This is a genomic window from Aphanothece hegewaldii CCALA 016, assembly GCF_003007785.1.
In the GTDB taxonomy this organism is placed as follows: domain Bacteria; phylum Cyanobacteriota; class Cyanobacteriia; order Cyanobacteriales; family Microcystaceae; genus Chroococcus; species Chroococcus hegewaldii.
This window is the reverse complement of record NZ_PXOH01000015.1, coordinates 90091-110537: the sequence shown is the minus strand read 5'-3', so window position 1 is coordinate 110537 and position 20447 is coordinate 90091. Positions and strand designations below refer to the sequence as shown.

General features: G+C 37.2%; 23 protein-coding genes. 10 read left to right on the top strand and 13 right to left on the bottom strand.

Translation table 11 applies throughout. The annotated features are described in order from the left end of the window. Positions 1–9: 9 nt before the first annotated feature. The 8 genes from sppA to C7H19_RS14455 all read right to left on the bottom strand — a co-directional run bounded on the left by sppA (position 10) and on the right by C7H19_RS14455 (position 6532). The gene (sppA, locus tag C7H19_RS14490; protein ID WP_106457598.1) at positions 10–1809 is read right to left on the bottom strand and encodes a signal peptide peptidase SppA; all 1800 of its coding nucleotides are present in this window, start codon (positions 1807–1809) and stop codon (positions 10–12) included. 30 nt (positions 1810–1839) lie between these two features. After that, positions 1840–2868, bottom strand: coding sequence for a type 2 isopentenyl-diphosphate Delta-isomerase (gene fni, locus C7H19_RS14485; RefSeq protein ID WP_106457597.1), 1029 nt, complete (start codon positions 2866–2868; stop codon positions 1840–1842). Between the two features lie 32 nt (positions 2869–2900). Continuing rightward, positions 2901–3437: a bifunctional pyr operon transcriptional regulator/uracil phosphoribosyltransferase PyrR gene (pyrR, locus tag C7H19_RS14480; RefSeq protein WP_106457596.1), complete on the bottom strand. Its 537-nt coding sequence runs from the start codon at positions 3435–3437 to the stop codon at positions 2901–2903. A 152-nt stretch (positions 3438–3589) separates the two neighbouring features. Continuing rightward, positions 3590–4069 carry an orange carotenoid protein N-terminal domain-containing protein gene (locus C7H19_RS14475; RefSeq protein ID WP_106457595.1) on the bottom strand — a complete coding sequence of 160 codons (480 nt, stop codon included), beginning with the start codon at positions 4067–4069 and terminating at the stop codon, positions 3590–3592. 182 nt (positions 4070–4251) lie between these two features. Continuing rightward, positions 4252–4590: a P-II family nitrogen regulator gene (locus C7H19_RS14470; RefSeq protein ID WP_106457594.1), complete on the bottom strand. Its 339-nt coding sequence runs from the start codon at positions 4588–4590 to the stop codon at positions 4252–4254. 35 nt (positions 4591–4625) lie between these two features. After that, positions 4626–5474 (bottom strand): DUF4388 domain-containing protein, encoded by an 849-nt coding sequence (locus C7H19_RS14465; RefSeq protein ID WP_106457593.1) that lies wholly within the window; start codon positions 5472–5474, stop codon positions 4626–4628. Between the two features lie 26 nt (positions 5475–5500). Then, positions 5501–6040, bottom strand: coding sequence for a GTP-binding protein (locus tag C7H19_RS14460; protein WP_106457592.1), 540 nt, complete (start codon positions 6038–6040; stop codon positions 5501–5503). 120 nt (positions 6041–6160) lie between these two features. Next, positions 6161–6532: a roadblock/LC7 domain-containing protein gene (locus C7H19_RS14455; protein WP_106457591.1), complete on the bottom strand. Its 372-nt coding sequence runs from the start codon at positions 6530–6532 to the stop codon at positions 6161–6163. A 595-nt stretch (positions 6533–7127) separates the two neighbouring features. On the opposite strand from C7H19_RS14455, the gene C7H19_RS14445 reads away from it, so the two are divergent. Then, positions 7128–8219: a mechanosensitive ion channel family protein gene (locus C7H19_RS14445; RefSeq protein ID WP_106457589.1), complete on the top strand. Its 1092-nt coding sequence runs from the start codon at positions 7128–7130 to the stop codon at positions 8217–8219. Between the two features lie 97 nt (positions 8220–8316). Here C7H19_RS14445 and C7H19_RS14440 read toward each other — a convergent pair whose 3' ends face one another. After that, positions 8317–8796: a TolB family protein gene (locus tag C7H19_RS14440; protein WP_106457588.1), complete on the bottom strand. Its 480-nt coding sequence runs from the start codon at positions 8794–8796 to the stop codon at positions 8317–8319. A gap of 48 nt (positions 8797–8844) precedes the next feature. Between C7H19_RS14440 and C7H19_RS27210 the strand changes: the two genes are divergently transcribed. Together C7H19_RS27210 and C7H19_RS14435 are read left to right on the top strand one after the other, a co-directional pair. Continuing rightward, on the top strand, positions 8845–8955 hold the full coding sequence (locus tag C7H19_RS27210; RefSeq protein ID WP_425428910.1) for a DUF6888 family protein: 111 nt from the start codon (positions 8845–8847) through the stop codon (positions 8953–8955). 83 nt (positions 8956–9038) lie between these two features. Then, positions 9039–9254, top strand: a complete 216-nt coding sequence (locus tag C7H19_RS14435; protein WP_106457587.1) for a DUF6887 family protein — start codon at positions 9039–9041, stop codon at positions 9252–9254. Here C7H19_RS14435 and C7H19_RS14430 read toward each other — a convergent pair. Beyond that, on the bottom strand, positions 9240–9752 hold the full coding sequence (locus tag C7H19_RS14430) for a hypothetical protein (protein WP_106457586.1): 513 nt from the start codon (positions 9750–9752) through the stop codon (positions 9240–9242). The two genes, C7H19_RS14435 and C7H19_RS14430, sit on opposite strands and share 15 nt — an antisense overlap. Next, complete coding sequence (locus C7H19_RS14425) at positions 9749–10366, bottom strand: YdcF family protein (protein ID WP_106457585.1); 618 nt, start codon at positions 10364–10366, stop codon at positions 9749–9751. The genes C7H19_RS14430 and C7H19_RS14425 overlap by 4 nt, the downstream gene beginning before the upstream one ends. A gap of 237 nt (positions 10367–10603) precedes the next feature. Here C7H19_RS14425 and hemC point away from each other — a divergent pair, with 237 nt between their 5' ends. The 7 genes from hemC (at position 10604) to C7H19_RS14395 (ending at position 17353) form a co-directional block, all read left to right on the top strand. Continuing rightward, a complete protein-coding gene (hemC, locus tag C7H19_RS14420; protein WP_106457584.1) occupies positions 10604–11566 on the top strand; it encodes a hydroxymethylbilane synthase in 963 nt (320 codons plus the stop codon). A 40-nt stretch (positions 11567–11606) separates the two neighbouring features. Beyond that, entirely contained in the window at positions 11607–11780 is a 174-nt protein-coding gene (locus tag C7H19_RS25715) for a hypothetical protein (protein ID WP_181280615.1), read from the top strand. Then, positions 11777–13852 (top strand): AAA family ATPase, encoded by a 2076-nt coding sequence (locus tag C7H19_RS14415; RefSeq protein WP_106457583.1) that lies wholly within the window; start codon positions 11777–11779, stop codon positions 13850–13852. The genes C7H19_RS25715 and C7H19_RS14415 overlap by 4 nt, the downstream gene beginning before the upstream one ends. A gap of 44 nt (positions 13853–13896) precedes the next feature. After that, entirely contained in the window at positions 13897–14265 is a 369-nt protein-coding gene (locus tag C7H19_RS14410) for a DUF433 domain-containing protein (protein WP_106457582.1), read from the top strand. Beyond that, the gene (locus C7H19_RS14405; protein WP_106457581.1) at positions 14262–14657 is read left to right on the top strand and encodes an ACP S-malonyltransferase; all 396 of its coding nucleotides are present in this window, start codon (positions 14262–14264) and stop codon (positions 14655–14657) included. Before C7H19_RS14410 ends, C7H19_RS14405 begins: the two co-directional genes overlap by 4 nt. 159 nt (positions 14658–14816) lie before the next feature. After that, positions 14817–16622, top strand: a complete 1806-nt coding sequence (locus C7H19_RS14400; protein ID WP_106457580.1) for an aspartate kinase — start codon at positions 14817–14819, stop codon at positions 16620–16622. 89 nt (positions 16623–16711) lie between these two features. Next, positions 16712–17353, top strand: coding sequence for a Uma2 family endonuclease (locus tag C7H19_RS14395; protein WP_106457579.1), 642 nt, complete (start codon positions 16712–16714; stop codon positions 17351–17353). Between the two features lie 72 nt (positions 17354–17425). On the opposite strand, the gene ftsH is transcribed toward C7H19_RS14395, so the two are convergent. Both ftsH and C7H19_RS14385 read right to left on the bottom strand, forming a co-directional pair. Next, complete coding sequence (ftsH, locus tag C7H19_RS14390) at positions 17426–19378, bottom strand: ATP-dependent zinc metalloprotease FtsH (RefSeq protein WP_106457578.1); 1953 nt, start codon at positions 19376–19378, stop codon at positions 17426–17428. Positions 19379–19564: 186 nt separating this feature from the next. Then, positions 19565–20428, bottom strand: coding sequence for a S1 RNA-binding domain-containing protein (locus tag C7H19_RS14385; RefSeq protein WP_106457577.1), 864 nt, complete (start codon positions 20426–20428; stop codon positions 19565–19567). Positions 20429–20447 lie beyond the last annotated feature (19 nt).

Sequence of the window (20447 nt, the reverse complement as noted above, 5' to 3'; positions counted from 1 at the left end):
GACGGAAATTTATTGAATTCGTAAATAAAAAGGCAAACGAGTATAAATTCCTTTTGGATCATTAAAACTCTGAAAAATAATCAATTCTTCTTTTAACTTTAGTAAATCTTGAGTTAATTGAGCCGAAGATGAACTTAAATCCGTAATCTCAGTACTAAAAAGTCTTTCGATTAACTTTTCTTCCCAAGATCTTCGGTTAGGATATTCTGCTAAACTCCAATCTTGGTCTAATTTAGCAGTTTTAATGGCATATTGAATCGCTGCTTCTAATCCGCCAATTTCATCAACTAAACCAATTTTTAGAGCTTCTTGACCTGACCAAACTCGACCTTGTGCAATTTCTTTGACCTTATTTGGGGGTAAATTACGCGACTGGGAAACCTTATCAATAAATAAACTATAGATCTGATTCACAAAGTCTTGATAAATTTTTAATTCTTTCTCCGTTTTCGGTCTAACATTCGTTCTAAGATCAGCTAATTGACCTGTTTTTACACTATCCCACGTTAAACCATTATTATTACCAATTTTTTGTAAATTAAACAAAATGCCAAACACACCAATCGAACCCGTTATAGTACTTTTTTCGGCAAAAATGCGCTTACCCCCTGTAGAAATCCAATAACCCCCCGAAGCAGCGACATCACCCATCGAAACAATAACGGGTTTCTCCTTACTCAAACGATTAATTTCTCGAAGAATAACTTCTGATGCTGTTGCACTACCACCAGGACTATTAACCCTTAAAATGACCGCTTTAATCTGATCATCTTCCCTAATTTTACGCAGTTCTCGCGCATAGCGATCGCCCCCCACTTCTGTTGCGTCTCCTGCGCCATCAACAATTGTACCTTCTGCATAAAGAATCGCAATCTTATTCGTCGAATTTTTGTCAGTGACTGAAGTAAAAACACCACTCCCATAACTATCTATACCGACTTGACGAAAAGATTGTCCTTCTTCTTTAGATTCTCCCGTCATTTTCTGCAATTCTGCTAATACTTCATCAAAATAAGCGACTTCATCGACTAAACCCACTTGTTTCGCCGTCTGTGGATTAAGAATACCTATATTATCTGCGATCGCTTGTAATGTTGTGCGCTCAATCTTACGACTGGTGGAAACTTTTGTGATAAAATCACCCCAAAGATTATCTAATAAAGTCCTAATTTGTAGACGATTTTCAGGACTCATGTTTTGTCTAGTATAGGGTTCAACCGCCGATTTAAAACTACCCACCCGCACTACTTGAACACCAACACCATATTTATCTAACGCACCAGCATAAAATAGAGGTTGTACACTCAAACCATTAAACTCAACCCCACCCATCGGATTAATAAAAATTTGATCCGCAACTGAACCTAAATAATATTCTTTCTCGCTCCATTCCACATCATAAGCAATAATTTTTTTACCTGATTTCTTAAATTGTTCTAACGCTTGGCGAATTTCACTCAAAGTTGCATAACCACTTTCATCGATCCCCCCTTTTCCATAGAGAAAAATACCCGAAATGCGCTGATCTTCTTTAGCTTTTTCGATACTTTCTAAGACTTGGCGTAGTGTTAAGGTGGTTCCAGTTTCCTGCAAAGCTTGAGCTAAGGTTGAAGCCGGTTGAGTATCTTTGATTGTAGTTGATAAATCAAAGACAAGCATTGATTGATCTTCAACTGATGGGCCTGTATTTTGTCCCGCAGAAACAAATAAAAGGGTTAATAGTCCCCCAGTTCCCAAAATCAGGAGGAAAAATAGTGCCGCTAAACTACCTAGACAACTCGAAAAAATTTGTTTAGTGAATTGACCCATTGCAGTCGATCGATAATTAGTACTGTGTTTTCATGTTATCGTTTCTAATACATTAGAATGTTTAAGATCAGCTATATTTTTATTTCCAGTACAAAATAGAGCCGTTGTGATTTCCGCCCTCAGAAGTTGGACTAATTCGTGTAAAGCATCCAAAGATTGATCGGCAGCTTGTAAAAAGGGTAATGCTAAACCCGCTAAATCTGCCCCCAAAGCAATGACTTTAGCCACTTCTAAGCCATTGCGTAACCCTCCTGAAGCAATTAGAGGTACATCAGGAAAACCTTGACGAATTTGAACAATACAAGCTGCTGTCGGTATTCCCCAATCTCGAAACGTTTCCCCTAAACGTCGTTGTAAGTTATTTTGCGATCGCTCACTTTCCACTTTTGCCCAAGAAGTACCCCCCGCACCCGCGACATCGATCGCTTTTACCCCTGCTTGTAGGAGCTTTTCGGCCATTTTTCCTGAAATTCCATTCCCAACCTCTTTGGCAATCACAGGAACGGAAATTTTACAGCATAAATTGTTTATTTTGTCAAGTAAACCTTTAAAATTAGTATCCCCATGAGGTTGAATACATTCTTGTAGCGGGTTAAAGTGAAGAATCAGGGCATCAGCTTCAAGTAAATCAACGATGCGTAAACACTGCTCTAAATCATAAGCGTAATTAAGCTGTACGGCTCCCAAATTGGCAAAAATGAGGGCATCTGGGGCAAATGAGCGCACGGCAAAGGTATCCGCTACCTCTGGTTTTTCGACTAAAACTCGTTGTGAACCGACTCCCATCGCTAATTTATGGGTTTGTGCGATCGTTGCGAGACGATAATTAATTTCTTTTGCTTTTGCGGTTCCTCCAGTCATCGAGGAAATGAGTAGAGGTGCATCAAGGGTTTTACCGAAAAATGTTGTAGATAGATCTACTTCTTTGAGATCCAATTCAGGAAGACAACAATGTGTAAAACGGTACTTTTCTAAACCATTGGTCGTTTGATGAAATTGAACATCATCTTCTAAACAAATCCGCAAATGATCGTCTTTGCGAATCTGGGTATTACTCATATTCCATCCTAGCGCGTCAAACTACATTGATCTTAGCTTTTTATTAACTCCACCGCATCTCTGTGATCGATCGCTTGTAAATAGACCTTAACCTGTTCTTCGGAGGAAGTGGGTAGCTTTTTCCCGATAAAATCAGGATGGATCGGTAATTCTCGATGTCCTCGATCGACTAAAGTAAGTAAACGAATCACTTCAGGGCGACCATATTCTGTAACAGCGTTTAAAGCGGCTCGAATTGTGCGTCCTTTATAGATTACATCATCGACTAGAATAACTGTTTTACCCGTGAGACTTTTGGGTATTTTGCTTTTTTCGGGGGTACGGGTTTTTATGCGATCAAGATCATCTCGATAAAATGTAATATCGATCGCACCAACTGGAACTTTAACTTGTTCTAGAATTTCAATTTGAGTCGCCAACAAATTAGCTAGAGGAACGCCCCTAGTATAAATTCCCAGTAAGATCAGTTGCGACAAATCATTATTTTTTTCAATGATTTCTGAAGCAAGACGGGTTATGGTTCTACGAATTTCATCGGCGGAAAGGATTGAAATCAGTTGTTCTGACATAGACTCTTATTTGGGACAAAGAATAGCACCCACCTACTAGATTAGCTTGAGTTTTAGCAAAAAAAAAAGACGCACTTCTTGTACGTCCGTTTTGGAGGGTTTGAAAACCCCTGCATATAATCTTAATTTTGTCAATTAATAAATGCTATAAATTATATTGCCGATCCCGATGCGGGTGCGGAACCTGAGCGATCGACGATCGTTCTTAAAATTGTAATTTGTTGTTGAAACTCTTCGCCTTCAAGTGCCGTGATCCATTGTTCACCTTGACCAGATAAAGAATAATCTTCAGGAAAAGGAATAATTGTTCCTTCATCCATTCCCTGCGCTAAAAAATACCAGAAAGCGAGTTTACTATTTGCTCTAAGTGAACCATATTCACGGGTAATCTCTGTCGAAATTCCATTCAATATATCACGCTGAATTTGTAACTGTTCTTCTTGAGATTTTTCTTGAACTTGTTTAAATAAGCCGCCTGAAATTTCCGATTCAGCAGCCCCAGGAGCCGCTACAGTGATAGAAGAACCCATTTTTTTATAGACAAACCAAAGTAAGGCTAATTGTTCGTCTACACCGAATTGTCTAAATTGATCGCTTAATTGATTTGTTTGCTCTGAAACTGGAGAAGCCATAACTTTAAACCTCTAAATTCATCAAAACAATTTTTTTAATTGTTCTTGATAAATCTTAGTTAGTCTAATTTTTTAATACATCATACTCTTGACATAGTTTGAGAAAATTAGTCAATAAAATGAGGTTTATATCTTAGGAATGAAAAATAAACACTTAAAGATACCATTCTAGATAGATGGTTTTAGATCGCTTCTATATTGGTTTCTCCCGTTCTAATTCTGACAATTTCATTAATTGGAGAAATAAAAATTTTGCCATCTCCAATTTCTCCCGTACTAGCACTGTTAACTAAAGCGTCTAATAAAGAAGAGACTTGATGCTCATCAACAATAATTTCTAGTTTAATGCGGTTCACAAAATCAATAGTATATTCTGCACCCCGATAAAGAATCTCTTGTTTCTTAAATCGACCAAATTGGCGCATATCTGAGACAGTTAAACCAATAACCCCCGAATTAATCAGGGTAGTTTTGACTTCTTCTAGTTTGTGCGATCGAATAATAGCTGTAATTTTTTTCATTGCTCAAGATCATCCGTTAGCCTCTTTTATTTAGATTAAGCTTTCCCTTGCAAAAAGCTCATTAAATTTTCTAAAAAAGCAGCACTTAGACCACTAGGATGATTACTGGTGCTAGTTTTCGCCTCTTCTGAATTAAATTCGAGAGAATTAATCGGCGGTATGGGGTTAGCAGAAGCAACCACCATCGGCAACTCTTCCACAAGATTTACGACAATTAGACGAAAGGCGATTTGTTGAATTTGTTCTACAGGAATTTGTAGTTGTTCGGCGATCGCTTTAAGAGTAACATTCCCATCAGTAAATTCCCAAACTTTCCACTCAGATTGATTAAGATGAAGTGAGGGTTTTCCTTCATTACGACTGGTTAAAGCTGAGTTGGTTTCGGGTAGCTTGTCTTGTAAAGCACTCCAAGATCGCAAAGCACGTAAACCAGCTAAAGTAACTTCTGCCCCTGGACTACTTAACCCAGTCAATTCTAGAGAGGGAATGGGCGTATTTGTCTCAAAAGCAAAGTGAGCATCGGGTAACTCAAATAAAGCACAGACTTGCTGCATCACTTGGGCATAAAATAAGAGTTTAAGCTGCTCGGCTTGTAACAGATTATTGGCTTTGAAATATAGTCCTACAGGTGTGGTTTGTAGTTGTTCTTCTGTTATTGATGGAATATTTTTGAGCCAGCCTCGTTTCTGAATTAGAGTCAGTAAACCTTGTTGATCATTGCGATCGCTTGCGGCTATAATACGACCCTGACGGAACCAAATATAATGTTTTTTGGTTTCTCGGATCATCGAGTTAAGCGTGAGTAACCCCGTTTTTTGTCCTTGTTCAAGGAATTGAAAAAGTTCGGGTAAAGAAAATTCTGATAATTGTCCTGTGATCGTCATAATCAGTCACAAATGAATACAATAGACTAAACTAGACATTCTTGCATTAATTGTTTAACCAAAACCATTACCGCTTGAGCAACTGATCCTGTTTTGGTGGCATTAACAGTAATAATAGGTGGTCGAGTTTTTTCGTTTGTATAACCCAAAGCGATCGACATATTTTCGGGAAACCACGCCCCCGGACAATCTGTATGAGTTAAACCGATGACCATTGGAATTTTAGCGCGTTGTTCCATGAAATTAATGATACGACGAGCATAACGAAATTCACTCGGTCGGTTAGCAGGAATCAAAATCATGTAGGCATGGGCTTTACATATCAAAATATCCCACATAAAATCAAAACGAGACTGTCCTGGCGTTCCATAAAGATGTAAAGCCATATTCGGGCTAAATTGTAAACGACCAAAGTCAAAAGCTACTGTTGTTTTAGGTTTTAACAGTTTCGTGTCATCTGTGGCCGCTCGATCTGTATCGACTACTTCTATCTCGCTCACCGAACGAATAAAAGTCGATTTCCCCGCTCCCACTGGCCCAGTAATAACTAAGCGCATTATTTCCATAAATCTATCTGTCTCCTGAACAGGAATTAAACAAAAAAAGATTATAAAAAATGAGAAGATGAACACAAGTTTATGACACCTCCTCTATTTGATAATCAGGATTCGGCTAAGAGAAACTAATTAAATCAAAAGTGTTTTCAAGTCTTCTAAAGCGCGTTTAATTTCTAACATTAAAATACCCTGTTTTACTGCTTTACTTGCTAGGACAAGAAATACAGCATCATTACCACAGCTTGTGAGGACTCCATATCCTTCATTACCTTCCACATAAATCCGATCTACGCCACCTCTAGCAAGTTCACTACCAATTCTTTCTCCTAAAGATAACATCGCTGCTGACATGGCGGAAACCCGTTCATCATCCATACCTGGTGGAAGTGCCGAAGCTAAAGAAAGTCCATCAGGAGTAACCACAGCCGCACCCTGAACATCATTGGTTCCTGTCACAAAATTTTGTAATACATTAGTTAATTTGCCTGTGTTAATGCCCATCGTTTTTTCCTCGTTTGATTCAAAATAAATCTGAAAAGTAAATTCAAACAGTAAGTGATTTCATTGCGCCTGCACCTGTAGCAATTCAACGACCATGTTCTCTTGTTTACCTACATTCATGAGAAGTTAAGTTCATAGTGTTTTTGCTTGACTGAAAGCTTTTGGCTTTTAAAGGATTGATCGTAATTAATGCTTGTCACTTGAAAAACATGATCAGTGTGTTTTCACTAATTCTATTTAGCCCTAATAAAGCTTTTTCATGTAACCGCATTTTTACTGATTTTTTCGTCGTAATTTGTGCTAACTCAATTTGTATATTAAGAAAAATAAATTTGTATATCAAAATATAATGATTTTTAAAGAATTTAAAGAAAATAAAACATCGCTTTTGGTGTTGTCTCGGTCTTACATCTCTCATATATTGAATTAAACCTTAAAAAATTATAGATTTTTTTAAATTGATGTTAAACTTATTTTGTTATAAAAGTTAATAAAGATTTACAATATGATGGTTTATTGATAAAGATGTGTTCTGACTCATGATTTTAATATATAACTTAAACAATAAAATTAATGTTCAATTCCACTAATTTTTATGATTCAAAACTTACAAATTAATAATTTAATAACTCTTCTTCTTCCTTTAAGCATTATTGTCACTAGCTTAATTATAGGAATATTATTTAAAAAATACTTTTTTTCACGTTTATTTAAAAGTCGAACTCTCCAAGGCTGGAAAATAGATACTATTCTAGTTGAACCCTTAGAAAAAATTAGTATTTTTTGGTTTCTTTTAGGCGGTATTTCTCTTTCCTTGCGGCTTTTACCTTTTCAAATTAATATTATTTTAGTTGCTCAAAAACTTTTATTGGCGACTTTTTTAGGCTCATTTACCGTTCTTGTTGCCGAAGTATCAGTGACTATTCTAAGAGTTTATACAACTAAAGATGATGGAATATCACCTTTAACAACTCTTTTTGATTTTCTTTTAAAAGTCATTGTATTTAGTATAGGCTTTTTGCTAATTTTACAATCTGTTGGAGTTAGTATTACTCCGTTTCTAACAGCTTTTGGTGTTGGTGGTGTATCAATTGGTTTAGCTTTACAAAATACTTTATCTAATTTAATGTCTGGCATTAATATTATTACTTCAAAAAAAGTGCGTCCAGGTGATTATATTCAATTAAAATCGGGAGAAAATGGTTATGTTATAGATGTAGAATTAAAATATACTATTATTCAGGAAATTACCGATAATTTAATGGTTATTCCAAATTCTAAGATTATTACATCGAGTTTTAGAAATTATAGTTTACCTGACAAATCTATTATTATCCCCATAGAATTAGCGGTTAGTTATGATAGTGATTTAGAAAAAGTAGAAAAAGTAACATTGCAAGTCGCCCAAGAAACTATTCAAGCTTTTAAAAATGACGATAAACCTTTCATTCGTTATCAACAATTTGATTATTTTAGTATTAAATTAACCGTTTATCTAAAAATTAAAGAAGAGGAATTTTTTGAACATATTAAGCTCAAACACGATTTTTTAAAAAAGCTCCATCAGCAATATAAAAAACAAAACATCAATATACCTTTTCCTTTAAAATTAGCCTACTTTCCTAAAACTAATGATTATCCTAGTCTTGATGAATCAGAGTCAGAAAATATAGAAAACAGTAATTAATCTTATTTCATGGCGTAAAAAATATAATTTTTATCCTCAATTTAATGATCAACCAAACCCCTACACCTTTGTTACATATAATCCATATATATTTTAATTACTTTCGTTCAACAATAGCAATATTCCATTGTCCCCCTTGACTGGTTTGAAAAGCAACTTTTTTACCATCCCCACTAATTGTCGGATGACGTACCGATCCGCGAACATTTGCAGTTAATAATTCTGAACGTTGAGAGAGGCGATCGTAAATCATAATATCAGTTTTACCGCGTTCTGTGGAAACATAAGCAATGTAGCGACCATCTAAACTTAAATCTGGTTGATCTTGCATAGAATCACGTCGATTAAGATTAGGAAGAGAGACTAATTGACGTTGTTGTAAGTCGTATAAATAAATACTGCGTCTACCATTGCGATCGGATGCAAATGCTAAATATCTCCCATCACTGCTGTAAGATGGATATTCTTCGGATACACCACTATTTAACCCACCTACAGGAATTTGAGGAGTAATTAATAAAGCATTATTACAACTGCTTAGACTTAAAGTGAGAATAAATACGAGTGCTCGTCTCATTTTATTGGGGTTCTTTACCAGTGTTTATTGTAGAATAAAAGTTGTAGGATTTTAAGCAAAACTATTTCACCAACCGTTAAACAAGCTTTAAAGTGTATCTTAGTTTGTCAAAGCTTATCTAATCTTTACCAAGATATTCGTCTGTTTCGTGCGCGATAATATAACAGGAAAAATTTATATTTTATCTGGATAAAATATCGAAATTATTATTAATCAGGATTGATACTGGGAGTTTTTAGAAAATGAATAAAGATTTTGCAAAAATGAGTAAATCGGAATTAAGACAATACGTTTTAGAACATAAAGAAGATCTAGAAGCATTGCGGAGTTTGATGAGTCGTCGCAACCTACAAGCAACTCGCTACAACTTTCCCAATACTGATGAGGGAAAAAAACAAATTGAAGAAGTAATTAAACAAAAAATTCAAAAAAAACATTTAGTCCTAGTCAGCTTGTAAATTATCTAGCAATTGCTTTAAACTGTTTTGACTCAGATTAATTTTAATTTCGAGTTGTTGTTGTTTATCCCGCAATAAAAGAATCGTGCCATCTTCAGTGTTTTTACTAACAATCAACGGATCGGTTAGCTCAAACTTTTGATAAATAATACCCAGTTTGCTAATGCGAATCGCCAAATTAGATTGAGATTGGGGGTATATATCTAACGTCTCCGCTACGGGGTCTAGAATGAGCTTCTGAGGCGTTATACTGCGTTCATCTTCAAAAGTGAGCTTATGCCAATAGAGCGTAATTCCGCGAATTTGGGGACTCACAAGGGTCAAATTTTCATCAAACCGTTGCGGTTCCCAGTTAATTTGCCCAGTCTCAGGAATAAGACGTTGTTGCCAAGAAACCTCTTTTAAATTCAGATCTTGCCACCATTGCTCAATCTGTGTAAAATAAACAGCTTTCTGGGGATTATTGCTATCCACTTGCCAAATAATTAGCTCACTCATCGGGGTGTCGGGTATTTTTTTAAATCTTCGCCAGTTGATCCCATTATTAACCATAGTACTGCTCTGGCTCCATCTCGTAAACTCTTCTCAATGGGTTCCGAGGGTGCATCAGAAGGCACCGAAAGGGGTCTAATAAAGATACCCTGACTTCCTAAAACAATTTCGCCGACAATACGCGCACGACGCATATGATTATCTGAGGTGACTAAATAAACACTATCAATGCCATGTTTTTTAAAATCTTCTACTAATGTTGTAAAGTTAGTGACGGTATCAACTGCACGATAATCTAAATGCAGATGCTCAGGGTTAGTGTTGACACCCGATGAAGTAAAAATACGTTTCGCGTATGCTTTCGGACTACCAGAAGACACCCAAATAGGAAGATTTGGGTATTTTAGCGCTAACTTTGCCGCATATCGCTCACGAGATTCATGACCGCCTAAAACTAGGATAGCTTCTGGAGGGGTAAAAAAACTTTTTACTTCCCGATAACCCCACCATACACCTGTTGTAAAAGTTAATCCTACCATTAACCATAGTTGATGGAATCCCGAACGAGCAATGGATCGAGACGGTTTTTTTTTGCGAATTGGACTCAATCGAAGAATCATATACTTTGTATAGACGCACCTTGGCACGTCTCTACTCACACCGTCTTAGATTATAGGCTATCTTATTAGAGTGATTAGGTGTTGTCATTAATTACATGGTAAAAAAAACCAACGAGAAAAATATTACAAGATGTAACTATTTCAGACTAGAAGGGGATAGATTTACGAAATGAGGTCGATCTCTGCGATACCCTAGATCGAGTCGCTAGTATTGATGTTTTCTAGGTTAAACCTTATATGGTCGTTTCTCCTTCAACTCGCACAATTCGTATTGGTTCGCGTAAAAGTCAACTTGCTTTAGTTCAAACTTACTGGGTACAAGAAGAACTACAAAAGCATTTTCCTACTCGTCAGTTTGATGTCGAAACTATGAGTACCCAAGGGGATAAAATTTTAGATGTCGCTTTAGCAAAAATTGGTGATAAAGGTTTATTTACAAAAGAATTAGAAGTCGCAATGTTAGATAAACAAGTTGATTTTGCGGTTCATTCTTTGAAAGATTTACCAACTAATTTACCCGATGGATTAATGTTAGGATGTGTTACTCAAAGAGTAGATCCTGCTGATGCTTTAGTCGTCTCAGAAAAAAATCAAGATAAACAGTTAGATACTTTACCCGAAGGTGCGGTTATTGGAACTTCTTCTCTGAGACGTTTAGCACAATTGCGTCATCATTTTCCTCATTTAACGTTTAAAGATATACGGGGAAATGTGAATACTCGTTTAGCTAAATTAGAAGCGGGTGAATATGATGGAATTATTCTAGCCGTAGCTGGTTTACAACGTTTAGGAATGAGCGATCGCATTCATCAAGTTATACCCGCAGAAATCTCTTTACACGCTGTAGGACAAGGTGCTTTAGGGATAGAATGTCGAACAGAAGATCCAGAAATTTTGGAAGTATTAAAACCATTAGAACACGAAGAAACACGCGATCGTTGTTATGCCGAACGTTCATTTTTAAGAGAATTAGAGGGAGGTTGTCAAGTTCCCATCGGCGTTAATACAAAAATCGAAAATGGTGTTTTAACGCTAACTGGAATGGTAGCAAGTTTGGATGGACAAAGATTAATTAAAGATACTGTTTCAGGGCTACCCAGCGAAGCAGAAGCACTAGGTAAAGAATTAGCAAACAAAGTTAGAGATGCTGGTGCTGGTGAAATTTTATCTGAAATCTTTATTCAAGTAAACCGACAGTAACTTATGTTTTTATTGGGTGGGCAAGTCCCACCTTAAAACGATGACTATTGATGATAATTTCAATAATATTCAAGAACCTATTATTACAGCTTCGCCCGAAGTCCGCCAAATTATTGAACGAGTTCTAAAATTAGAAAAAGATAAACTTTATCAGAAAAATCCAAGAAATATTAATGACGATATTCTAACGATTATCAAAGAAATTGTATCATGAAACTGCTTTCCCTTAAACTCTGTAATTTTCGACAATTTTATGGAAAAACACCCGAAATTATTTTAAGTTCTGGGCTAAAAAATGCGACGATTATACATGGAAATAATGGAGCAGGAAAAACCACAATTTTAAATGCTTTTACTTGGGTACTTTATGAGAAATTTACGGCGGCTTTTGCTTCACCAGAATTATTAATTAATAAACGAGCAATTACAGAAGTTAGTTTAGGAACATCGGTAGAATGTTATGCAGAAATTATCTTTGAACATGAAAGTAAACGTTATCAAGTTAAACGAAGATGTTTCGTTTATCGAGATAATAATGGTCAAATTCAATATGGACAAAATCAATTTTTTATGTTAATTGCTGCTGATGATGGATGTTGGTATCACCCAATGCAGCAACCCGAAGAAATTATTAATCGAATTTTACCAGAAAGCTTACATCAATACTTTTTCTTTGATGGGGAACATATTGATCATATCTTTCGTAGTCATGAAAAAAATACCATTGCTGAAGATACCAAAGAATTATTAGGAGTCAAAATATTAGATCGAGCAATTGAGCATTTGAAAAAAGCTAAAAAAACGTTGCAAGATGAATTAAATGTTTTGGGTGACTCAGATATTAAAACTTTAATCAAACAAAAAAATAACTTAGAACAAGAAAAACTTAAAACAACTCAACGTAAAGAAAATTTGAATCAACAACTCACTCAGTATGAAGAACTGAAGAAAAATATCTCAGAACAGTTACTCAAATTAAGCGGTGCAGAAGAATTAAAACAACTAAAAGAAAAGCTAGAAAAACAAGAAAAAAATTTACGCAATAATTTAGTTAATACTAAACAGAAAATTAAAAAAGTCTTATCGAGTAAAGGTTACATAACTTTACTAACAGACGTTAATTCTTACTTTTATGGTTTAATTGAAGAATTACGAAATCGAGGAGAGTTACCCAGTGGAATTAAACAAAAGTTTATTGAACAACTTTTAGACAGACAACAATGTATTTGCGGAAGTCAACTTAATCAAGGGACAGAACAATATTTACAAGTCCAAAGCTGGCAAAATAAAGCGGGAATGGCTGATGTAGAAGAAGCGGCTATTAGACTCGAATCTAATGTTATAGAATTAGAAAGACAAATGCAAGATTTTTGGCATGATATTGATAGTGAACAAGCTAATATTCAACAATGGAGACTCGAATTATCTCAAGTTGAAACAGAATTAGATGATATACGAAATAAATTTAGACACTATCCAGATGAAGATCTCAAAAATCTCCAAAAAAGATTAGATGAAATCGAAATATCAATTAGAGATGTAATTTTAGAACAAGGTGTTATTAAACAACAGCAAGAAATATTATTAAAAGACTTAGAAACTTTAGAAAAACAAATTAGTAGACAGAAAATTAAAGAAGAAAAACAAATACTTGCTCAAAAAAGACTGACTAGCACACAAGATGCAATAGAACGCTTAATCGAAGTAAGAAAACGAGTAGAAAATCAGTTTAGATTATCCTTAGAAAAACGAGTTCAAGAAATTTTTAATACTATTTCTTTTACGCCTTATATTCCCAGAATTAATAGTGACTATGAAATAAGACTGGTCGAAAATACATCGGGGGTAGCGGTTCCTGTTGCTGCATCCACTGGAGAAAATCAGATTTTGAGTTTATCTTTTATTGGTGGAATAATTGATCGTGTCAGAGATTGGAGTCAAAAAAATACCTTTATTGGTTTAGATAGTAGCACCTTTCCGATGGTCATGGATTCACCGTTTGGTAGCTTAGATGAAATTTATCGTAGACAAGTCGCTAAAGCAATACCTCAAATTGCTAATCAATTAATTGTCTTAGTCACTAAAACTCAATGGCGTGGCGAAGTCGAAACAGAAATGAGAAACTACATCGGAAAAGAATATGTTTTAGTGTATCACTCTCCTAAACCCGATTGCGAAGAAGATTCGATTAATATTGATGGTAAAAATTATCCTCTCGTCGTTCGTAGTTCTAATGGATATGAATACACAGAAATTATCGAAGTCGAGAAAGAAATAGAATTTTAGTATAAAGAGCAGTTAACTTAAAGACAAAGCACAGGTAAACAAAGATGACATCAACGAATGGAAAAATAGCAATTATCCGTACCGAACGCGGTCTAACAATTGCAGGAACTCGCATCACTATTTATGATGTAATGGATTATGTGACGGCTCAATATCCGCCTAAGTTTATCCGGGGATTGTTTGAACTGACAGAGGAACAAATTAACGCTGCTTTAGAGTATATTGAGGCAAATCGCACCACCGTTGAAGCTGAGTATCAAATGGTTCTCAAAGAAGCCCAAGAGCTTCAGCAATACTACGAAGAAAAAAATCGCAATCTCATTGTCAGACTTGCCGCCCAGCCACCAAAACCTAGTCAAGAAGCTGTTCGAGCAAAACTTCAGGCCGCAAAAGCCAAGTTTGATCGGTCTTGAATTTTTTGGTTGACCATAACTTGAGAGGACACGCCGTACTGCTCCTAGGTAGTATTTTAAGTGGTGGCTGGCTGGATTGGGTTCCAATTCGATTTAATACGTTTGATGAGATCAGCTTGCCAGTCGATAGCGATGATCGAGTAGTATGGCAGTTAGCTCAATCAAATCAGATGATTCTGTTGACAGCCAATCGGAGTATGAAGGGCGAGAACTCCCTCGAACAAGTGATGCGTGAGGAAATTACACCTGCATCATTGCCTGTGATTACCATCGGCGATCCTGACCGTTTGTTAAATGAACCTGAATATCGAGAGCGTTGTGCGGTTCGGCTGGTTGAAATTGTGCTTGACATTGATGGCTATAGAGGCGTAAGTCGGCTTTTCATCCCCTGAGCGATCGAATGTAAACTCGATTACATATACGACTTAAAATTTGGTAAGTTAAGATGAAGAACGGAATTAGGAAAAGATAAAACCTGCATTCCTTAGCCCAAAAATACTATCAGTATTAATCTAAATCATATTTGTAACACACCCTTTGAAGTAAGTGATATGGCCTTGATTGTACAAAAATACGGGGGAACCTCCGTCGGATCAGTTGAACGCATCAAATCTGTCGCCCAACGCATCGCTCAAACCGTAAAAGAGGGAAATACAGTCGTTGTCGTCGTTTCAGCAATGGGTAAAACAACTGATGGTTTAGTCAATCTCGCCAAAGATATCTCCCCAAACCCCTCGCGTCGGGAAATGGATATGTTACTCTCGACGGGTGAACAAGTTACGATCGCTCTCCTCAGTATCGCACTACATAAAATAGGACAGCCCGCTACTTCCCTGACTGGGGCGCAAGTCGGTATAGTAACCGAAGCTGAACACACACGCGCTAGAATTCTGGAAATAAAACCCGATCGCATTCAACGTCACCTCAATGATGGGGAAGTCGTCGTCGTCGCTGGATTCCAAGGAATTTGTGTCGGTGGTGAATTAGAGATTACCACCCTCGGCCGAGGAGGCTCGGATACTTCGGCTGTAGCCCTTGCAGCAGCCCTTAAAGCAGATTTTTGCGAAATCTATACCGATGTTCCAGGCATCCTCACAACCGATCCTCGTATCGTTCCAGAGGCTAAATTGATGGAGCAGATCACTTGTGATGAGATGTTAGAACTCGCTAGTTTAGGGGCAAAAGTCTTACACCCTAGAGCCGTCGAAATCGCTAAAAATTTTGGTGTACCGTTAGTGGTGCGATCGAGTTGGAGCGATCACCCTGGAACCAAAGTCGTTTCACCCCAACCGAAACCCCGATCTCTACAAGGGTTAGAACTCACTAAAGCGGTTGATGCGGTTGAATACGACGCAGATCAAGCTAAAGTCGCCTTATTGCGGGTTCCTGACTGTCCTGGTATTGCGGCAAGACTATTTAGAGAAATTGCCCATCAAAACGTTGATGTAGATCTGATTATTCAATCAGTACACGAAGGCAATAGCAATGATATCGCCTTCACCGTTGTTCAAAAAATGCTCAAAGGGGCTGAAGCAGTAGCCGAAGCGATCGCGCCCGCCCTCCGCAGCCATCCCGCTAACACTGAAGAAGCTGAAGTAATGGTTGAGAAAAAAGTCGCTAAAATATCTATTGCTGGTGCGGGAATGATTGGTCGTCCGGGAATCGCGGCGAAAATGTTTAAAACTTTAGCGGATGCGGGAATTAATATCGAAATGATCTCGACTTCTGAAGTAAAAGTGAGTTGCGTTATTGATGAAAGCCAAGGAGAAAAAGCAATTCAAGCTCTTTGTCAAGCCTTTGATGTTGAACAGTCTCCCGCTACCTCTACAATAGATGTGGCTAAATCTGGGGTTCCTGTTCGCGGTGTTGCTTTAGATACAAAACAAGCCCAAATAGCGATCCGTCATGTTAGCGATCGTCCTGGTATGGCAGCCCTCATTTTTAATACACTAGCCGAGAAAAATATTAGTGTTGATATGATCATTCAATCGCAACGATGTCGTATCATTAATGGCTTGCCAACACGAGATATCGCTTTTACCGTTGCCCAAAATGATGTATCTGCGGCACAAACTGTCCTAGAAGAATTAGCGATTAAACTGGGAACAGGAGAAGTTTTAATTAATAATAATATTTCAAAAATCAGTATTGTCGGTTCAGGAATGGTCGGACAGCCAGGAATTGCGGCTCGTTTCTTTGAAGCATTAGCTAAAGAAAAAATCAACATTCAAATGATCGCCACTTCCGAAATTAAAATTAGTTGTGTCGTCAGTATTGAAGAAGGAATAAAAGCCTTAAAAGCTGCTCATGCTGCCTTTGAATTAGCAGGTCACGAAAAAATCGAAGTACCTGCATAAATGTAGGGGTTTGGTTGCCAAACCCTTATTATTAATCAAAATTAAAATTGCTTTAATATAAGAAGTACAAGTAGCAAGAGAAAAATAATATGAGCCAGCTACAAATTAAACCAATAACAGATACTTGGGTACCAGCGACTTGGGAGGAATATTTACAAGTTACTGAAGATCCAGCTTACGAAAAAGCGAAAGTCTACTACTACAACGGACGGATGAGAATAGAAATGGCAGCCCTTGGAAACCCCCATTCAAGAGATCATTATATTGTTATTGCTGGAGTTGCTCTATTTGCAAGTGTTAAAGGAATAGACATCGATGGACACGATAATTGTACATATCGAAAAACAGGATACACAGAAATACAACCCGACATATCATTTTATTTTGGTGATAAAGCTGAAATCATTCCTTGGGATACCACAATTATTAGTCTAGATGACTATCCACCGCCAGATTTAGTAATTGAAGTTGCCTATAGTTCTCTAGCAGATGATAAAGGTGAAAAACGCTTATTATATGAATCAATAGGCGTTCGTGAATATTGGATTATCGATGTACAAAATGCTCAAATCATCGCTTTCATGATCGAAAATCAAGGTAGTCGTCGAATAGAACGATCGCAAGTTCTTTCAGGCTTAGAAATCTCTTTACTCGAAGAAGCATTACGCCGCAGTCGTCAAATGAATCATGGTAAAGTGACTTCATGGCTATTATCTGAGTTTCAAAAATAATTATATTTTATAAGTTCTCTTTCATTTTACGGATCAGTTAATTGGGTTTGGAGACCAAACCCCTACTGTATGTTATAACTTACATTTTTCTAATAACATTTGTAATTCTTCTCCTTCAATAACTTCTGTTACTAAAAGTTTTTGTGTAATTATTTCTAATAACTCTCGATTTTGAGTCAGAATCGTTCTAGCTTGTGCGTACCCTTTTTCAATCAATTGTTTTACTTCATCATCAATTGTCTTCGCTGTATCTTCACTAACTAAACGACGCGGGCTACTGCTGCCATTGCTTAAAAAATTATTGCCTTGTCGCTTGTCATAGGCTAAGGGGCCTAAAACCTTACTCATGCCATAAAGAGTAACCATCTTTTCCGCGATATCTGTCGCCCGTTGTAGGTCATCTGAAGCCCCATTGGTGACACTTCCGAAGACTATTTCCTCGGCTACCCTTCCACCTAATAAAGTTGCAATTTGTTCGGCAAATTCTTTTTCACTCATCAAAAATCGATCTTCTGTGGGCATTCTCAGGGTATAACCCAAAGCCGATAAACCTCTAGGTACGATCGAAATCTTCTCGACTCTACCACCACCAGGCATCACCGCCCCGACTAAAGCGTGTCCCACTTCATGATAGGCGACGACTTTCTTTTCTTGTTCATTTAAAACTCGGCTTTTCTTTTCTAAACCTGCAATCACCCTTTCGATGGCTTCTTTAATATCAGATTGTAACACTTGTTCCCGTTGATTTCGGGCCGCTAATAAAGCCGCTTCATTGACAAGATTCGCTAAATCTGCACCAGCAAAACCAGGGGTTTGAGTGGCGATCGCTTTTAGATCTACATTTTCTCCGATTTGTACTTTTTGGGCATATATCTCTAAAATTGCCAATCTTCCCGCCAAATCAGGACGATCTACTAATACTTGACGATCAAACCTGCCCGGACGTAATAAAGCTTGATCTAGCGTTTCGGGGCGGTTGGTTGCTGCTAGGAGAATGATCACTGATTCTTTGGCATTAAAGCCATCCATTTCGGTAAGTAACTGATTTAAAGTTTGTTCTCGTTCATCACTACTACCACTAGCGACATTACCCGAACTGCGAGACTTACCGATCGCATCTAACTCATCAATAAATATAATACAGGGAGCTTGTTCTTTAGCCTGTTTAAATAAATCTCGAACTCTCGCTGCACCCGTTCCGACGAATAATTCAACAAATTCCGAAGCCGATATACTAAAAAATGTCACTTCTGCTTCACCTGCAACGGCTTTAGCCAGTAGTGTTTTACCTGTCCCCGGGGGCCCGACCAAAAGAACTCCTTTAGGGATTCTAGCCCCAATTCGATTAAAGCGATCGGGTTCTTTGAGGAATTCGACAATCTCTTTTAATTCGGTTTTTGCTTCTTCTGCACCTGCAACATCACTAAAAGTAATTCGCGTTGATTCCCCATCATACACTTTAGCCAGATTTTTATTAAAAGCCAAAGAACGACGACTATCATCTTGGAGAAAATATTGCATTGCTGCGACTAAAATTAGAGGAGGCACAACCCAAGCGAGGAGTGTACTAAACCAAGCATTTTGGGGGGGTGGCGCTGCTTCAAATATAACCCCTCTTGCTTGGAGCGTTTTAGCTAAATTTGGATCATCAATGGGAATCGTTGCTAAAATAGTTCCTTGTGGTCTAGATGGATACTGACTTTGATTGTTTTCGGGGTAAGTATGAAAAGGATTTTGAGCGTTTTTGGTAACCGAAAGAGGTTGCTCGGGAATATTAAAACTATCTGGAGCTTTTAAGCCTTCTAAGGGTGATTTTAACTGATAAAGGATCAACTGATTAGCTATTTTTACTTGACTGACTTCTCCTTTGTCTACTCTTTCTAAAAATTCGCTGTAGGGTGTTAAAGTCCGTTCGGGTATATTATTGGAACGAGGAAAAAATAAATAAGCTAGAAACGAAGCACCGGCTAAAACTAAAAGAAGATTCCCAACACGGGGAAATTGAAATTTATCTTTCATACCCATGATTACTTCCTACCTTAAAGGTTCGATTAATGGTGCTAATTCGTTTTTAATATGACATTCAATGGGTTAATTGTCCTAAAAACTATGTTAACAATTTCAGGATGTTGATCGTCATTTTTTTAGCTGGCTTGTTTAATATTAGTTTTTTTTGTAAGGGTTGGGTTGCCCTATCCCCTACAAAATGCTTTATTCTGGATTTTGGGCTTGTCTTTCTTTTGCTTCTTGTAATCTTACATCGGCATTTTCCATAACTTCATCCATTTTTTCTAAAATTTCCCCTGGATAAGCTTCTAACACTTTAGTCGAGAAAGAAATCCGATTTTTATATTCATCGATATCAGCAACAACTACCTTAATTTTCTGTCCAATTTTAAATACAGTTGTTAAAGCATCAACATGGGAATTACTCACCTGTTTAATATGTAATAATCCTGTAACGCCCTGACAGTCTACAAAAACTCCATAAGGCTGAATTTTGACAACTGTTCCTTCAACTAATGCCCCAGCAATGAGATGACGCATAGCGGCGGCTTTAGCTAATTGTCGTTGAGATAATACTAGCTTATTATTTTCTCGATCGACTTGAAGAAAATTAGCGGTTAGCAGTTGCCCAACTAAAGCATCTAAATCATCTTTTTCGATGAGGTGCGATCGAGGTATAAATGCTTTTAACCCTTCTACTTCTCCGGTGACTCCCCCTCTGTTGACTCCACTCACTCGCATTTGAACAGATGTATCACTTTCGGCAATTTCTTCGACATGATCCCATGCTTGTTTTAGTAGCAATTGACGACGCGATAGGGTAACTTGCCCATCGGCATTTTGTTCAGCGATAATAAGAAATTGCATTTCTTCTTGTAGGGGTAGGGCTTCAGCAATATTAGTGATATATTGTGCAGAAGCTTCACGCAATGGAACAAAACCTGGAGATTTTCCCCCCATATCCACAAATGCGCCATCTGATGTGTGTTGAAAAACTTTACCTTTGACGATTTGTCCTTTGGCAAATTGATAATCATATTGATCCAAAGCTTGTACAAAATCATCCATTGAAAAAGATGGCGATGGC

Bases quoted from the DNA above. Each gene is read 5' to 3' on its own strand.
- sppA (WP_106457598.1), bottom strand. From the start codon at position 1,809: ATGGGTCAATTCACTAAACAAATTTTTTCGAGTTGTCTAGGTAGTTTA.
- fni (WP_106457597.1), bottom strand. From the start codon at position 2,868: ATGAGTAATACCCAGATTCGCAAAGACGATCATTTGCGGATTTGTTTA.
- pyrR (WP_106457596.1), bottom strand. From the start codon at position 3,437: ATGTCAGAACAACTGATTTCAATCCTTTCCGCCGATGAAATTCGTAGA.
- C7H19_RS14475 (WP_106457595.1), bottom strand. From the start codon at position 4,069: ATGGCTTCTCCAGTTTCAGAGCAAACAAATCAATTAAGCGATCAATTT.
- C7H19_RS14470 (WP_106457594.1), bottom strand. From the start codon at position 4,590: ATGAAAAAAATTACAGCTATTATTCGATCGCACAAACTAGAAGAAGTC.
- C7H19_RS14465 (WP_106457593.1), bottom strand. From the start codon at position 5,474: ATGACGATCACAGGACAATTATCAGAATTTTCTTTACCCGAACTTTTT.
- C7H19_RS14460 (WP_106457592.1), bottom strand. From the start codon at position 6,040: ATGGAAATAATGCGCTTAGTTATTACTGGGCCAGTGGGAGCGGGGAAA.
- C7H19_RS14455 (WP_106457591.1), bottom strand. From the start codon at position 6,532: ATGGGCATTAACACAGGCAAATTAACTAATGTATTACAAAATTTTGTG.
- C7H19_RS14445 (WP_106457589.1), top strand. From the start codon at position 7,128: ATGATTCAAAACTTACAAATTAATAATTTAATAACTCTTCTTCTTCCT.
- C7H19_RS14440 (WP_106457588.1), bottom strand. From the start codon at position 8,796: ATGAGACGAGCACTCGTATTTATTCTCACTTTAAGTCTAAGCAGTTGT.
- C7H19_RS14435 (WP_106457587.1), top strand. From the start codon at position 9,039: ATGAATAAAGATTTTGCAAAAATGAGTAAATCGGAATTAAGACAATAC.
- C7H19_RS14430 (WP_106457586.1), bottom strand. From the start codon at position 9,752: ATGAGTGAGCTAATTATTTGGCAAGTGGATAGCAATAATCCCCAGAAA.
- C7H19_RS14425 (WP_106457585.1), bottom strand. From the start codon at position 10,366: ATGATTCTTCGATTGAGTCCAATTCGCAAAAAAAAACCGTCTCGATCC.
- hemC (WP_106457584.1), top strand. From the start codon at position 10,604: ATGGTCGTTTCTCCTTCAACTCGCACAATTCGTATTGGTTCGCGTAAA.
- C7H19_RS25715 (WP_181280615.1), top strand. From the start codon at position 11,607: ATGACTATTGATGATAATTTCAATAATATTCAAGAACCTATTATTACA.
- C7H19_RS14415 (WP_106457583.1), top strand. From the start codon at position 11,777: ATGAAACTGCTTTCCCTTAAACTCTGTAATTTTCGACAATTTTATGGA.
- C7H19_RS14410 (WP_106457582.1), top strand. From the start codon at position 13,897: ATGACATCAACGAATGGAAAAATAGCAATTATCCGTACCGAACGCGGT.
- C7H19_RS14400 (WP_106457580.1), top strand. From the start codon at position 14,817: ATGGCCTTGATTGTACAAAAATACGGGGGAACCTCCGTCGGATCAGTT.
- C7H19_RS14395 (WP_106457579.1), top strand. From the start codon at position 16,712: ATGAGCCAGCTACAAATTAAACCAATAACAGATACTTGGGTACCAGCG.
- ftsH (WP_106457578.1), bottom strand. From the start codon at position 19,378: ATGGGTATGAAAGATAAATTTCAATTTCCCCGTGTTGGGAATCTTCTT.
- C7H19_RS14385 (WP_106457577.1), bottom strand. From the start codon at position 20,428: ATGGATGATTTTGTACAAGCTTTGGATCAATATGATTATCAATTTGCC.